The following is a 16,341-nucleotide window of genomic DNA, read 5'->3' on the forward strand; positions in this document are numbered from 1 at the left end:
CCCACCCCCTAGGAGATCATGTCCGGCAGCGCCGGATCCACGGGTACGGGCTCGGCGAGGTAGGGCTGGTCGGCGGCGTTCTCGTACCACGCGGTCAGCTCGACCGACAGCGCTTCGGCGAGCGGCACCGGGGTTCCGTCGAGCGCCACCGCCGTCGTCACGACGCCACCGGCCGCGGGATCGGCCAGCACATATCTTCGGCCGGTCGCCACCGAGACGGCTTCCACGCGGTAATGGAGGCTCGCCGGCCCGGCGTACCGGATCTCCAGCGTGTTCGCCGCGGTCCACCGCGCCGAGGTGACGGCCAGGTCCAGCCGTGGCGGCCGGACCGTGACCTGGGTGATCGCGGGAAGCGAGGACACGGCGCCCACCGGATCGGGAAAGTCGCAGAGCGCTTCGACCTCGATGTCCCACGCACGTCCGACGTCGGCGGCGGTCAGACTCACGCTGAGCTCGAGCCGTCCGGGGTCGACGGTGCGCGCGACACCGTCCCCGCCGTACTCGATCGCGACCCTCGACCCCTCGGCGGGCAGGCCCACGGCGACGAGGGCGGTGCCGTCGGCCGCGAGGACCGCCGAGCCGAGGCGATCGCGATCGACACGAGGGACGAGCTGCCCGGTGGCATCGGGTTCGAAGGCGTGGAGCGCGTCCGGGTGCAGGACACCGTCGCCGAAGAGGCCGCCGGCCGCGAGCCGGCGCTCCCGCCACGTCAGCGGTGCGAAGCGGGCGCCGATCTCGCTGCCGTCCCGTCGGCGCACGCGCACCGGCACACCGTCGGCGAGGAGCGTGACGATGCGACCGGTCGCCGGGTCGGCCAGCACGTCGGCCGCCAGATTGCGCGCGCCGAACGGGATCGACACCGTGGTGCCGGTGATGCCGACCGTCGCTCGCTCGTAGACGCCGTCCAGGACCTCACCGGACGCGCTCCACGGCGCGACGACGAGCGAGCCGTCGAGCATCCGGAGGGGGCGCCCGCCCGGCGCGGTGGTCAGGAACCGTTCGCGGCCGTCCGCGAGCCCGCGCCACCGCAGGACCATCGGAACACCGTTGCGGACGCGGCGGACGAACCCCGACCGGTACCAGACGGCCGCGTCGATCAGGTTCGTGGCTCCGGACGTGCGCGGATCGGGCGCCCCGGTCGCGTCGGCGCGCGTCACCTCGTCGGCGCGGAACACGCCGCTGGGCCGGTCCCCGGCGGCGAGCCGGGACGCGACGGACCCCAGCCCGATCACGCCGCCGGTGACGGCGACCACGGCCTCCGCCGGGGCGCCGGGGCAGCGGCCCACGGTGTGCCGCGTCCCGGTCGGCGACGTCGTTTCGAGCACCACGCCGGCAGCCTCCTCGAGCGCCGGCGGCACGCTGAGGAAGTCGTCGTCGTGCCAGGCGCCGGCCGCCGTGCGATCGACGAAGGTGCCGTCGAGTTCCCGCGCCAGCAGCCGGTCGAAGACGCCCGCCGGGATCCCGAGTGGCTCGCCGTCCAGCACGCCACGGCCGAGTGCGAGCAGCCCCGGATCCACGACCGCGCCGTCCTCGACGCCCGCGCTGTGCTCGGCCGGAACGCGATCCCGTACGTCCGCCGCGCCGGTGGCGACGACCAGCGCGCCGTTGCCGGCGGCGCACCACCACACGAACTGCTGGGTCGCGGCGACGACGAAGCCCTCGCTCACCCGCTCGACACCGTCGGCGACCGTCGTGACCGATGTCAGATCCGACGGAACGGGCGTCACGACGAACCCGGGCAGCGACACGCGGTCGCCCTCGATGCGGACGGGGCTCGGGAACTCGCCGGGCGGACGCTCGACGACGGCCGCCGGCGGCGCGGCGTCCCACCGGGGGCTCAGCGTCACGCGGTAGCGGGTGACGCGAGGGTCGGGCAGCGGCCGCCACCGGATGATCAACTCATCGCCGGTCACGAACACGGGCAGCAGAACCGGGGTCGCCGGCGCCGCGATGTCCCAGCCCTGGCCGGGCAGGCTGACGCCGGACACGCCGCCTTCCTGGTCCGCGCCGTCGATCAGCCGGACGAGATAGAGATATCGGTTGCCGGCGCGCTCGACGATGTCGTCCAGTTCGAGCGGCGCGTCGTCGGCGGTGGCGATGAGCCCCGGGCCGGTCATGCGGCCGCGGCGTTCGAAGGCGTCGAGGAACACCGGCCGCGGTCCGGTGCTCGCGCCCTCGTCGATCCGGAGCTCGTTGCAGAACACCCGCATCATGTCGGGGTCGCCGGCGAAGTCGGTGAGCGGGTCGGTCACGTCCTCCGGGCGCTGCGGGCCACCGGCCGGCCACACGAAGCCGGCCGGGAGCGCCGCGAACGCGGTCCCCGGTTGCTCCGCCACCGCGCGCTGGGCCCGGGCCAGCATGACGCCCAGCTGCGCGTCGCTCGCACGGTAGAGCACGGCGCCGTGGTCGGCGAGCGTGAACCCGAAGCGTACGAGGAGCCGGCAGTGCCCGAACGCGTCCGGCGGTGAACGGCGGACGACGGCCGGGCCGTCGGCGGGCACGGGTGGGAACGCCTTGGCCCAGGCGCCCTCCGCCGGGCTGCCGGCGGTTCCCGCCCGGTCCAGCGCGTCGACGGTACGCACGCGCACCCAGACCCGCCGGCGGGCGTGCGCGGCTGTCGGGGCCGTGATGCCGACGCCGGCGAACAGGCTCGTCGCCGGCGCGTCGAACTCGACGTCCCCGACAGCGGGAAGCGGGCGCGGCGGGACCGGGGCGCCGGGCTCCTGCGCCGGCGTGCTCAGGTCGAGCAGGGCCAGCGCCGGCGGGCCCGCCGCGTGCGCCAGCACACCGAACACGAGCGCGCCCTGGGTCAGGAGCGACCCCGGCACGAGCGCGCCGAGATCGGCGGCCGCGCCGCTCACCCGTACGATCGCGCCGGCCGTGTCCGCGGGTGGCGTCAGTGTCCACGGCATGTCGAGCGGCTGCTCCTGTCCCTCGGTGAACCCGGCGAACGGTGTTCCGCCGGCGTCTCCGGCCAGGTCCAGGTAGAGCCAGACGTCGTCGCCGACCGTGTGGCGCCGCACGCCGAAGGTGCCGGAGCCGAGCCGCAGCGACCACGTCGCGAGCCGTCCGGCCGCGCCCGGCGCCACGCCCAGGCCCGTCCGTACACCGCCGAGCAGCGTGCCGTCCTCGCGCAGCAGGACAGCCGTCGTGGTCCGCCCGGCGAGGGAGCTCTCGAGCGCGTCGATGTGGGCGGCGTGCGGCGGCGTGGACGCGACCCGCGGAAGAGCGTTCCAGCCGATCGTCTCGTCGCGCAGCGCCTCCTGTGTGGGCACGCCGGCGGGGAGGTCGCTGTCCTCGATCCACTCGGCGGCGAAGCCCCGCACGTCCGGATGGAACAGCCGCAGCCGGCCGCCCCACTGCCAGGTGACCCGCAGATCCGGCGACGGCGGAACGACCTGGAGCAGCACGCCGACGGGTGGTGGCGCGGCCGGGTACAGATCGGCCTCGAGCGGGAGCGTCCGGGTGTCCGCCGGGCCGGTGAGGTGACCGAACAGGTCGAGCGCCGTGAGGCTGATCCGCATCGAGCCGGGCAGCGCGCTGAGCAGCGGGGCGACGAGTTCGACCAGCGCGTGCCCGTCCGTGGTGGCGGACGCGGTGACGACACGTGGCGCCGGGTCGGCGCCCGGCCCGGTGAAGGTGACCAGGGCGAGCGGTGTCTGCTGCGCCGCGAGCAGCGGCCGGCCGGCACGGCGCAGCGACCACTCGGTGCGCAGCGGCATCTCGAGCACGGCCTGCCCGCCGGCGTCCATCTGGCGCCGTGTCTCGGCGGTGACGACCTCGAAGGCGTCGAGCCGGGCCGGCCGCGGCGTCCAGGCCCGTCGAGCCGTCACCGCGTAACAGGGCGCGAAGTACAGCAACCCGCCGCGTCCGCGAAGGTTCTCGATCAGTTCGTCCAGCGCCGGACCGCCCGGGACGTACGGCAGCGAGCCCGGCGGCGCGGCGTCGAACGGCATGTCCATCCATCCCGCGACGACCAGATAGTCGCTCGGGCCCTCCGCGGGCTGCACGTCGACCAGATAGCGGCCGAACGCCGACGCGAGACGCGGTTGCAGCGTGAGCGTGGCCAGCAGGAGCCCCGCCTCGATGTCGAGCCCCGATCCGCCGTCGTCGGCCGGCCAGGAGACCGGCGCCGCCGTGGCGTCCAGGTTGCCCAGGATCTGGTCGAGGTAGAGGTCGCGATCCGCATCGGTCAGGTCCACCTCGCCGAGACGGTGCGCGATGCCCGCGCGATCGAGCGGGGCCGTCCCGAGCGGCGGGAATCGAGCGAGCGGGACCCACCCGGCGAGATCGCCGGGCACGCGGATCCAGGCGATGCCGAAGATCCGCGCGCCGGGAGCCGAGATGTGGATCTGGTCGGCCTGGTCGAAGCAGGTCACCAGCCAGTCCGCCTCCGCCCTGGTCGTACGTGCGAAATGCACCAGGTGCCCGGCATGCGTTGCCCGCACCTCGGCGCCGGCCGGGACGTCGACGAGGGAGATCTGGATCGAGCGCCCGGTCGTCGGCAGGGTGAACTCGAACGGCGCCGCGCTCGGCGGCAGTTCCAGACCTGATCGCGGGACGAGCCGGAATCCCGCCGGGTGGCGCAGGCGCAACGGTGCCGGCTCGCCGACGTCGATACCCAGAGCGGTCGCGTGCCGCTCCTCGTCGCTGCGCAGGAAGCTGATCTCGTGCGTCGGCTTCGCACCGAAGCGCTCGTGACCGCGCCGGTACACGAAGAAGCCCGCCGCGGGCGCGCCCCGCCGGGGGTCCACGCTCCATCGCAGGTGATGTCCGCTGCCGGTCGGCGGGACGCCCCAGGAGTCGTCCGCGGGGTGCGCCGCCATCGGGTACGCGAGGGCGCCGAGCACGTGCGGATTCCACCGCAGCCGGTGCAGCAGCGGACCGAGCCGGCGCGGACGGTCGAGGCGGACATGCGGCTCGGTCATGCGACGGGAATCTCTACGCGAGCGGTCGCGGTGTCGACGACACGGTTGCCGCCGGCGTCCGGAAGCGGGTGCGCGTACCGGATCTCGATGTCGTAGGTGCCGGCCGCGACGCGCTCCGCCGGGTCGGCCGGCACCAGGAACGCGCGGGAGCCGTCCTCTGCCCACACCGTGGTGGTCGGCACCTCGCGTGCCTGCGCCGGCCCGGGTACCGTCGCCAGTTCGGCGACGGGCTGCTCGTTGCGCGCGGTGCGCAGCCGGGTGACGGGGTCGGCCCGGCCGTTCGGTTCGGGGGCGCCGCTGTAGCGCGCGAGCGGCACCAGGTAGTCGCTGCGGAACACCGTGTGCGCGGAGGCCGGGTACGGGCTCTCGGCCGCCGGCACCCACAGCACGAACTCCACACGCGTGCGCGGGAGTGGTTCCGGGAACGTGAGGATCAGGACCGGCGGTTTGCCGGCACGGCTCATCCGGCGCAGCAGCGGAGCGTCCGGCAGCGCCTCCTTGAGAAGCGGCAGCAACGCCTCCTCGCTGATCGGAAGCGGATCGGTGCCGGTCCACAACGTGTCCGGCAGCCCCGGATCGGCGTAGATCCCGGCCGTCGCGGACATCGCGGCTGCCCAGCCCGCCGCATCGGCATAGCGGCTCGTCCGGAACCGATAGGAGTACAGCGGCTCGGCCGGGGCGCCCGGACCGCTCGCGACGATCGCCGCCTCGAGCGTCACACCGCCGGGGAGAACACCGGATCCCGGCGCCTCCGGCAGCGACACCAGAATGTCGTCGCGCAGCATCGAGGAGGTGGAGATGCCGGCTTCATAGATCTCGTTCACACGCGTCAGATAGGCGAGCAGGCCGGTCCGGTCCACGTGATCCTCTGCCTTCCGCCACTCGGTGCGGCGGCCGGGCACGACCGCCCCGTCGGTGTACTGAATGCGCACCGACAGGGTCAGCCCGGCCGCGCGGGTGTACATCTGCCGCAGGTACGTCTCGATGAAGCGCACCCCCGTCTCCTCCGCGCGGAACAGCGGTGCCTGCAGGTCCGTCGGTACGGCTTCGAGCACGTACGGGCGCAGGTCGGACGGCGGGGCGGGCTGGGTGCGGAACTCGAGATCCGTCGTCGCGGTGTCGTGCGACTCGACGCTGTCGTTCGCGCCGCCCGACTTCACGACCGACAGCCGCAGACGGTAGTGGCTGTCCGGGCGCAGGATGAACGCGTCGTCGGTGAGGGTCTCGTAGGCCATGGCGCCGTAGACCGCGCGTTCGGCGGCGCGCATGGCGTTCACGTCCTGAGCCTGTGCGTAGGAGCGCCACGCGGCGCCGTCGACGTAGGTGACGCTCCCGCAGCTGACGCGCGTCCCCCGGAAGGAGACCCGGTCCGCCATCAGGGCGCCCGGCGACCTGGTGACGGCTGCTGCCGCCATGGCGCGCAGAGCGGTGGTGGCCGGTTCGCGCCGATGCCGCTTCCACTTCCGCCGCCGGGCGCGGGCGCACGCGTAGAACAGAAGCGCCATGACCACGGTCGCCAACAAAACAACAAGGACAAAAGCAACAAAACCTTCATAAACGTACGCCGCAACGGCGCTGACAATCGACAGGAAGCCGAGCAGGGTGAGCGCGCAACAGCACCACCACGGGAACGACGAGGGCTTCTCCGGCTCGGGTTCCTCTTCCTCGCCGTCGCCGGGTTCCTCGCCGTCGTCGGGCGCCGACGGCTCGGCGGATGTTCCGGGCACCTGCGGTTCGGTGGCCGGCTCGCCGTCGAGGGTGATGGTCGTGTCGCCGCCCGGGCCGGGATCCACAGTGGTTCCGGTCACCACCACCGGACCGGGGAACTCGACGTCGACCTGGAACGGTCCGCCCGTCGGATCGATCAGGCCGCCGCCCTCCGACTCCGGGAAACCGTGCACGACGATCACGACACCGCCGGGTGTGATCGTCTCGGTGGGCGCCGCCGGATCGGGTGTTCCAGCAGCCGTCTCACCGTGCCCCGGGAGCCAGCCGTCACTCGGATCGGACGGCGACCCGATCTCGTCGCAGAGGTCGATGTCGTACGTGGCCGGCGGCTCCTCGGGGACGGGTTCGTATCCGGGAACGTCCGCGGGCGGCGCGGTGCCGTCGTTCTGCGTCCAGGTCCCCTGCAGGTACTCGAACGGCGTACGCGCGAAGAGCAGGAGCGTGCCGCCCGGCGCGCGGGTCGAATCGGCCGGCGCCGGGCCGCCGCCGGACTCCTCGCCGGCCGGCGTGATCTGCCAGTGGCCGAAGAGTGGGCTGTCCGACTCGTCGAAATCCAGGGTCTCCGCGACGGCGCCGGCGTCGTCCAGCCGTTCGAGGCGCAGTGCGGCGAGGTTGTAGCGGAACGTGTCGCTTGGCGAGACGCGATGCAGGTAGGTCTCGGCGAAGTTCAACAGGCGCGGGTAGTCGCCGGGCGCCGGCCGGCTCAGCGCGTGCGCGAAGTTGAGGGCGAACCGGGCGTCCAGGGGAACGTTCTCGGCGATCTGGCCGGGCGTGAGGGCGATGGTGTCCGAGCTGATGTTGTACAGCGCTCCGCAGTCGGCGAGCAGCGGCGCCGGGTACGGCGGCGGTATCTGCTCCTCCCAGCGGACGTCGAACTCGATCTTGACGTCGTCGAGGGGCCAGCAGAGATTCAGCCGGGCCGCGAAGTGCATCGACAGCAGGAACGGTGTCGGCACCCGCACCGTGATGCCGGCGTCGAGCTCCGCGCCGATCGAGAACCCGAACGCCGACAGCCGCAGCGATCCGAACAGCGCGAGTGACGCCTCGAGCTGCGTGGGCTCGTACGAGAACGTCCCCGCGCCGCTCAACCCGGCGGCCACCCGGACGGCGACCGGGCCGAACCGGCGGTCGAGCGCGTACCCGATGCCGCCGCCGAACCGGGTCTGCGAGCCGTCGATCATCACGTAGGCGTCGGCCCGGAACAGCTTCTTGAGGACGTCGGCGACGATCCGCCGCTCGGACGGCTCCTCGCCGAGATACACGTGCCAGGCGCCGCTGTGGAAGGGAAAGTAGCCTTCGACCAGGCCGTGGGCGAACAGGACGTTCGCGACGAACTCGTACTGCGCCTCGAGCGAGATCAGGATGCCGTCGGCCGGGTCGAAGATCACGAGAGCCCGGAGCGGCGGATCCGCGCCGAGTTTCGATCGCTCGGTGAGGAATCCCGCGCGTCCCTCGATCATGATCGTGAAGCTCGGCAGGGTGATGACGAACAGCGCGCGCACGACGATGGTGAAACCGTCCTGGGTGCCGATCGTGACGCCCGCGCCGAACGCGAACGCGTCCCTCTCCGGCCGCCACTTCGTGCTCTGCGTCGCGCCCGGCGCGGGCGGACCGGAGTACCAGTCGTCGTACCAGCTCTCGTCGGGTTCCCGGGCCGGCGCGACGTTGAAGCCGAAGAGGCCGGCGCACCCGAAGAGGGCGACGCCCGACGGGCCCAGCGGGATACCGGCCGGCAGCTCGACGCCGATGAACACGTACAGGAAGGGATAGTTCTCGACCGTGTCGATACCGACCAGGAGCGATCCGTCGAGGCCGAACCCGGCCGCGAGCGTGAGGCGCACGTCGCCCGCGAAACCCTGGACCCCCTCCTCCTCGGGCAGCAGGCGGAAGCCGCCGTACAACTGGATGGCCCCGCCGACGTCAGCGTCGACGGTGGCGCCACTGAGCGTGACGCTCGGCGTACCTCCCGGAAGCGGAAGGTTGAGGCGCAACTCCTCGACCGTCGCCCGCGGCAGCCCGTTGACCAGGGTGAGGCCGCCGGTGACGCCGAACCAGAGGAGCGCGGGATCGAACCCGACGCCCAGCCTCTCGATGGTCAGCAGGAAGCCGATGAAGTCGAGCGTGACGGCCGGGTTCAGCTCGATCCAGCCCGCCTCGAGCGTCACCTCGCCGGTGCTCGAGATCGTCAGGTTCCGGACCGTGAGTGACGGCAGGACGGGCAGTTCGGACGGCGCGCGCAGGATGGCGATGTCGCCGCTGAGCGAGAGCGTGGTGACCTCGCCGGTACGGGCGAGCGCGAAGCCGGTGAGCGCCAGCCGGCAGACGTCCGCCTTGGTGAACTGCACCAGGCCGTCGCCGTCCACATCGGCGAACGCGACCAGGAAGTCGCCGCCCTCGCCGAGGCCGAGCGTGCACGTCACCGCCTCGGAGAAGAACGGCAGGATCATGGCGCCGCCGATCGCGCAGCGCACCGGCAGATTGCTCCGGAACTCGATGTCGATCGAGCTGACGCCGAACTCGAACCCGAACAGCGACGCGGCGCCCTGACCGACGAACGTGGTCGGCCGCTGCGGATCGTCGACGACGGTGTCGGGGAACATCGCGCTCACCGTCCCGCTGAACCCGGTCGCGTCGATGCGCGCACCGGCCGACGCCAGCGCGAAACCGGTCCCGTCCTTCGCCGCGAGGTCCTCGGAGAAACGCAGCACCGCGTCGGTGAGCGTGACGACCGGACCGCCTTCGGGCCCCTCGCTGAGAACGACGTCGAGCTCGCCCGCCTCGAGCGTGACGCTCGTGTCCCCGATCCGCCACGGGTCGTTGGCGGTGACGAATCGCAGGTTTCCGCCACGCATCGCACCGAACGTGACGCTGCCGGCGCTGTCCACGAGGAGGTGGCCGAGCTCCACGATCTCGATCTCCGCGAACACGGCCGGATCACCGGCGGCGACCGGCCGCAGCCATCCCGGATCGATCCGCAGCGCTATCGACGGCCCGGTCACCTCAAGCCACGCGCCGTCGGCGGCCAGCTCGACATGCACGCGCCCGAGCTGCGTCACGACCACCGACAGGGTGCCGAAGCCCGGCACCGGAAACTGCGGCTCATATCCCGGCAGCACATCGAGCACGCCGTCCAGGATGATCCGCGTCCCGTCGAAGCGCGTGATCAGCTCGGCGAAACCGATCACGTCCCAGACGTCGAGCGCCGACCCCGCCGGGCTCGGCGAGGGCAGGTCGTTCTCGAGGAGACTGTCGACCAGGTCGACGACCTCGCCGGCGCCGAGCTCGGCGCGGAGCCGGTCGGCGATCTCGGGCACCGCGAATCGGAGCGGCAGAAAGCCCGCCGGGACCGCCGTGGTCGTCATTCGTGCTGCCCCCAGCCCGCTCCCCCGAGGCCCGCGCGCCCGGAAAACCCACCTTCCGCTCTCCCCGGGCGGATGTCCAGGCGGCCGCAGATACCGCCACTTGTCCAACTAGGACGCTCCGCTTTGGCATTTATGTAAGTCAATGTATAGTGGGAGCGCTCCCAGACTGCGTCCACCACTCTGCTCGAGGAGCTCCACCATGTCGCGACGGCGTCGGCGCCCGGTCACCATGCTGGCCGGCCTGCTGGTTCTTGCCCTGTCCGCCTCCCTGCTGGCCTCGGGATCGATGGCCGGCACCGCCGCCGCCGGCGCGCCACAGGCACGCGCGGTGCCGCTCACCGAACTGACCGTCGCCTCCGAACAGGTGGCCTTCGGTCTCCGGCGCCCGATCGCGATCACCGGCCTGCCCGACGGCCGGATGCTGATCGCCGAGAAGGACGGCACCATCCGCTCGTACCACCCCGACACCGGCCTGGCACCGGACCCGATCATCGACCTGAGCGCCCGGATCGACACGTCCGACAACGAGCGCGGCCTGCTGGGCATCACGCCCGCGCCGAACTTCGCGCGGACCGGGATCCTCTACATCGCCTACACGAGCCTGCCGGCCGGCGCGCTGACCCTCGCGCGGCTGCCGATCAACGCTCCGGAGCGGCTGCAGATCCTGCTGACCCAGGAGCACGCCGACTACGGCAACCACAACGGCGGCCAGGTGGCGTTCGGGCGCGACGGTTACCTCTACTGGTCGACCGGTGACGGCGGGCATGCCAACGACCCGTACAAATCCGGTCAGGACCTGGGCACGCTGCTCGGCAAGATCGTGCGGATCGACGTCAGCCGCGCCTGCGGTGCGAGACCTTACTGCGTTCCTTCCGACAATCCTTTCGTACGCGACCCGAGCGCACGACCGGAGATCTGGCTCTACGGCCTGCGCAACCCGTGGCGGTTCTCCGTCGACCCGGTCGACGGCTCGCTGTGGATCGGTGACGTCGGCCAGGGCAAGTGGGAGGAGATCAACCACATCCGGCCGTGGCAGGGCGGCGCGAACCTCGGCTGGTCCTGCCGCGAGGGCACCCCGGTGTTCGACCAGGAGCAGTGCCGGCCGGGTGTGCGGTATGTCGACCCGGTCTACGAGTACGACCACTACAACGACAACTGCGCGGTGACCGGCGGCCCGGTGTACCGCGGGTTCCGCACCCCTGAGGCGTGGGGCACCTACATCGCGGCCGACTACTGCTCCACCCGCGTGTTCGCCGTGCGCCCGAAGCTCCGGGGCGGCTACGAGACAGCCGTCATCGGCTACCTCCCCACCCAGCCGAGCGCCATCGGCACCGACGTGCACGGCGAGTTGTACGTGCTCAGTGACCTCCCGGGATTCCTGAGCCGGGTGCGGTTCGAGCGGGTACCCGCGCCCGCGGGTCGCGAACTCCGGCGCTGACAGGGCATAGTGGCCCGCGGCGCCATCGACCGGTGGCGCCGCCCCGGAGACAGGTAGTGGGAAGTGACGACGCGTTCGCGTACCCGATGGGCCCGGGCCACCGCACTGGTCGCGCTGATCGGGGGTTTGCTCGCGGTGGCCGCGACGCCCGCGGCGGGCGCACCGGCGCCCATCCGCTTCCTGAGCGTGTCGGCGGAAAACCTCAAACCAGGCGATACAGTACGGATACGCTTCCGCGTCACGAACACCGGCAAGGCGGCCGAGACGGCGATCGTGGTGGTCGGCGGCGGCCTGACGTGCAACACGGGATGCCGCGCGGAGCCGAACCTCGGCCCCGGCGAGAGCCGTGACCTCGACGCCAAGCTCACCGCGCCCAAGGTCAACCCGGGTGAGACGAGCGGGCTCAACATCTCGGTCGCCGTGCGGCTCGGCGGGCAGAACAGCTTCGACCACAGGACGGTCTACGTCTCCGGGACGGGCGCGTCGCCACCCGGCGCGGGCGAGCCGGCGGCCGGGGTGGACCGGGTCATCGGCCGCGTCCGCGACACGGCCGGGAAGGCGATCGGCGGCGCGGCCGTGACCGTCGGGGACAGCGCCGGCCACGAGTACACCGCGACCAGCGACCGGAGCGGCCGGTTCGCGATCCGGTCGAGCGCCGCCAACCCGATCGCCAAGGGCACGATCACGGTCATCGCGGTCATGGACGGCTACCGCACCGCCGGCACGACGGTGAAGGGCCGCGCCGGCGGCACCGCGACCGTGCGGCTGACCCTGGCCGCCGCCAAGGCCGCGCCCACCACGGCACCGCCGTCAGCCGCCGCCCCGCTCGTGGCAGCCGACGAGACACCCGAGGCGAGCACCGCGGCGGCGGCACCGCCCAGCGCCGAGACGCTCAGCGACGACGGCGGCAGTCTGCTCCCGTACACCCTCCTGGGCGGCCTCCTGGTCGCCGCGGGCCTGGGAGCGCTCGCGCTGATGGCGGCCCGCCGCCGGCGCGACGCCGCCCCTGCCGTGGCCGACGCACCGACCGCGCTGCTGCACACGACACTGCCACGCCACCCCCGCGTGTGAAGTACGGCCCTCCCACGCACCCCAACTCCACACACCGACAACGACCCGGCGACGACCCGAGCCCGTGTGTGGAGTACGGCCCTCCCACGCACCCCAACTCCACACACTGACAACGACCTGGCGACGACGCGAGCATGTGTGTGGAGTACGGCCCTCCCACGCACCCCAACTCCACACACTGGCAACGACCTAGCGTCAGTTCGCGGGTGGGATGTTGTGGTTGATCCGGAACAGGTTCGCCGGGTCGAACCGGCGCTTGATCACGGTCAGCCGCTCGTAGGCCTCCGGCGCGTAGGCGAGCGCCGCGGTCGCCGGGTCCGCGTCGCCGGCGAACATGAAGTTCAGGTACCGGCGGCCGGTGGACCACGGAGCCAGCGCGTCGATCACCCGCTGCTGGTAGGCGTGCAGGGCCCCGGCGTCCGGCGGACCGCCGGCGGCCACGAGGAACAGGCTGTAAAGGGTTTCGTCACGGTTGCCGACCGCGTTCGGGACCTGCGGGGTACGGCTGAGCGCGCCACCCATGTGCCGCAGTTCGGCCAGGACGAGCGGGGACTCCGCCTCCGGCCCGGCGTACCGCAGGATCGCGTCGATCGCCTCGGCCGGGAGTTCCCGCAGCAGTGCCGCGTGCTCGTACAGCGGCAACGGGTCGACCGGATCGTTGTGCACCGCGGCGACCGCCGCGTACGGCATCGGGCCGACCGCGTCGATGATCGGGGTCCCGAGTTCGCGGAACGGCGCGACCAGTGCCGCGCCGTCCGACGGCCCGCCGAGGTAGGCGATGCGCAGGTGGGCGACGAGCCGGTCACGCAACGGCTCCGGCACGAACGGCGCCGGCGGCAGGTGCAGCAGCCCCACCGACGCGGACATCTCCTCGGGCAGGTCCCGCGTCCACTCGCCGAACAGGTGCAGCACCTCGCCGGCGAGTTCGCCCGGGAAGAAGATGCCGCCACCGTAGAACGCCTTGATCGGGAAGACGGTGAACTCGATGGCGACCACCACGCCGAAGTTGCCCTTGGCCCCGCGCAACGCCCAGAACAGGTCGGGCTCGCTGTCCGCGGTGACGTGCCGCAGCTCGCCGTCGGCGGTCACCACGTCCATCGCGGTGACGTGGTCGGCGGCATAGCCGTACTTGCGGCCGAACGGCCCGAGCCCGCCACCGAGGGTGTAGCCGACCACCGTCACGGTCGGCGACGAGCCGTTCAGCGCGGCCACACCCAGCTTGCCGGCCAGCTCGACGAACTCCGCCCACCGTACGCCGGCCTCGACGCGCGCGGTCATGGCGTGCTCGTCGATCGACAGGCCGGTCAGCCGGCGCGTGGTGATCAGCACCGCGCCCTCGGACGACACGGACGTTCCGTGCCCGGCACCGAGGATCGCGACGGGCAGGTCGTGGGCGGCGGCGAAGCGTACGGCCGTCTGCACGTCCGCGGCGCTGGTGGCGCCGACGGCAACGGCCGGCGTGTGCACGACGGTGAGGTTGTACGCCGGGATCTCCTCGGCGTAGCCCTCGTCCCCCGGGAGGAGAACGGGACCGGCGACGGCCGCACGCAGAGCAGCGACGGCAGCCGCGGAAGGGGGTGTGTTCACGGAGAACAGCCTTTCCGGATCACGGGGGCCGGCACTGGCGCCGGCCGCAGCACGCCTATTCCGCGACACCGAGTTCGACAAAGAGTTGGTAGAACGTAGATGCCCGGCTCACATCGAGGCCGGACGACACGACGGGGGACAGTGCGATGACGGTGGTGACGGGCCGGCGGCTCCGGATCCGGGTGCTCGGGCCGGTGCGCGCCTGGCGGGGCGAGGAGGAGCTCGACCTCGGCACCCCACAGCAACGCGCCGTGCTGACCGCCCTGGCGCTGCGGGAGGGCCGGCAGGCCACCCTGGACGCGCTGATCGACGCGGTGTGGGGCGAGGCTCCCCCGCGGACCAGCGCACTCACCCTGCGCACCTACATCTCCCGGCTGCGGCAGTCCTTCGGCGCCGACGTGATCGTGACCGTCAACGGTGGCTACCTGCTGCGGCTGGAACCCGGGACCCTGGACCTGGCGGACTTCACCACGGCGGTGACCCGGGCTCGCGCCGCGCGCGACGCGGGCCGGCACGGTGAGGCGGCACTGGCCCTCCGCGAGGCCGGCGACCTGTGGCGGGGACCCGCGCTCGCCGACGTCCCCGGACCGTACGCCACCGCCCAGCGGGTACGCCTCGACCGCGAACGGCACACCGCCGCCGAGGAACGGCTCGCCCTCGACATCGGCTCGAACCGCGTCGGTACCGCGGTCACCGAGTTGACCGCGCTGATCGAGCAGCACCCCCTCGACGAGGGTCTGAGTTCGCTGCTCATGCTCGGGTTGTACCGGACCGGCCGGCAGGCGATGGCCGTCGCCGAGTACCAGCGGATCGGTGGCCTGCTCGCCGACGAACTGGGGCTCGACCCGGGTCCGGCGCTGCGTGACGTCTACCAGCGGATTCTGGACGGCGAGCCGGCACCGGCACCGGCCGCGCCGGTGTGGGAGCCGGTCACCACGCCGGTCGCCCGCGCCGCGCCGGAACAGCTACCGCCCGGCATCCGGGACTTCGTCGGACGTGCCGAGCTGATCGACCGGGTCACCGGCCTGCTCGTCGCGGACGGCATCAGCGCACCGGTCGTCGGCCTCGCCGGGCTCGGCGGCATGGGCACCAGCACCCTGGCCGTGCACGTCGCCCATCGCGTCCGGCGGCACTTCCCGGACGGGCAGCTCTACGCCGATCTGCGCGGTGCCGGAGCCGACGGCTGCGCGGTGCTGACCGGCTTCCTGCGCGCGTGCGGGGTGCCCGCCGCTGAGGTTCCGGACGATCCGGCGGAACGGGCCGCGCTGTGGCGTACCGTCTCCCACGGCCGCCGCCTGCTGCTCCTGCTCGACCATGCCGGCACCCCGGACCAGCTGCGTCGACTGTTGCCGGCCGGAACCGGCAGCGCCGCGATCATCACCGGCAGCCGGCGTGTTCCGGGCATGTCGGTCACGCGCTGGTTCACCCTGCCCGCGTTCGACCCGGAGGACTCCGTCGAGCTCTTCCGCCGGGTAGCCGGCCGGGAACGAGTCGACGCCGAACGCGAGGCGGCGCTGCGGTTCGCCGACGCCTGCTCCCACCTCCCGCTGGCCGTACGCCTCGGTGCCGAACGACTCGCCGCCCGGCCCACCTGGTCGGTCGCGGCGATCGGCGAACGGCTGCGGGTGGAGATGCGCCAGCCGGTCGCGCTGCACGAGGACTGCATCCGGGTCGAGGCGCCGTTCGAACGCGACCTGGCCGCGCTGCGGGCGGCCGACCCCCCGGCCGCCGTCGCGTTCGGGCTGGTCGCCCTCACCGAGCACGCCGAGATCACGGTCGGCACGGCCGCCTGCCTGCTCGAACTGCCCGAGACCGAGGCGGAACGTCTCATGGAGTCGATGGCCGACGCCCACCTGGTCGAACCGGCCGGCTACCAGCGTTACCGCTACCTGGACATCGTGCGGTGGTTCGCCAGGCGCCAGGCGATCGCGGCGTCGCGGTGCGCTGAACAGCAGGCTGCTCACAGCGAATTGCCGGACTCGGGTCGTTGACTCGGAATGCGCTATTGCCCGCACCGAGCGCAAACGGCAGACGGGCCATGATCCGTGGCCACTGATCGGATTCGCGGGCTCACTCAGTGAAGTCGCCGCTGGCCTGCGGCAACGTCGCGAGGCCATGGGCACGGGCGGACGCACGCCGAATTCCGTGATCGGTTGGATCGGATGATCCGGCGATACGGCCACCCGAGCGTCCCGCCGTAGCTTCGGGTCGAGGTCCCCCACCGACG

The 16,341-nt window shown here is 72.6% G+C and carries 6 protein-coding genes; 3 read left to right on the forward strand and 3 right to left on the reverse strand.

Annotated elements, in window-relative coordinates:
• Positions 1-8 precede the first annotated feature (8 nt).
• Positions 9-4,928 (reverse strand): hypothetical protein, encoded by a 4,920-nt coding sequence (locus AB0M02_RS36135; protein ID WP_364235429.1) that lies wholly within the window; start codon positions 4,926-4,928, stop codon positions 9-11.
• Positions 4,925-10,018: a hypothetical protein gene (locus AB0M02_RS36140; protein ID WP_364235432.1), complete on the reverse strand. Its 5,094-nt coding sequence runs from the start codon at positions 10,016-10,018 to the stop codon at positions 4,925-4,927. The genes AB0M02_RS36135 and AB0M02_RS36140 overlap by 4 nt, the downstream gene beginning before the upstream one ends.
• Before the next feature lie 199 nt (positions 10,019-10,217).
• Between AB0M02_RS36140 and AB0M02_RS36145 the strand changes: the two genes are divergently transcribed.
• Positions 10,218-11,456 carry a PQQ-dependent sugar dehydrogenase gene (locus AB0M02_RS36145; protein ID WP_364235434.1) on the forward strand — a complete coding sequence of 413 codons (1,239 nt, stop codon included), beginning with the start codon at positions 10,218-10,220 and terminating at the stop codon, positions 11,454-11,456.
• Between the two features lie 63 nt (positions 11,457-11,519).
• Complete coding sequence (locus AB0M02_RS36150; protein WP_364235437.1) at positions 11,520-12,527, forward strand: carboxypeptidase-like regulatory domain-containing protein; 1,008 nt, start codon at positions 11,520-11,522, stop codon at positions 12,525-12,527.
• Between the two features lie 195 nt (positions 12,528-12,722).
• On the opposite strand, the gene AB0M02_RS36155 is transcribed toward AB0M02_RS36150, so the two are convergent.
• Positions 12,723-14,114 carry an FAD-binding oxidoreductase gene (locus AB0M02_RS36155; RefSeq protein ID WP_364235439.1) on the reverse strand — a complete coding sequence of 464 codons (1,392 nt, stop codon included), beginning with the start codon at positions 14,112-14,114 and terminating at the stop codon, positions 12,723-12,725.
• Positions 14,115-14,260: 146 nt separating this feature from the next.
• Between AB0M02_RS36155 and AB0M02_RS36160 the strand changes: the two genes are divergently transcribed.
• On the forward strand, positions 14,261-16,105 hold the full coding sequence (locus tag AB0M02_RS36160; protein WP_364235441.1) for a BTAD domain-containing putative transcriptional regulator: 1,845 nt from the start codon (positions 14,261-14,263) through the stop codon (positions 16,103-16,105).
• Positions 16,106-16,341: the final 236 nt, after the last annotated feature.

This window comes from Actinoplanes sp. NPDC051861 (assembly GCF_040681145.1).
Lineage (GTDB): Bacteria > Actinomycetota > Actinomycetes > Mycobacteriales > Micromonosporaceae > Actinoplanes.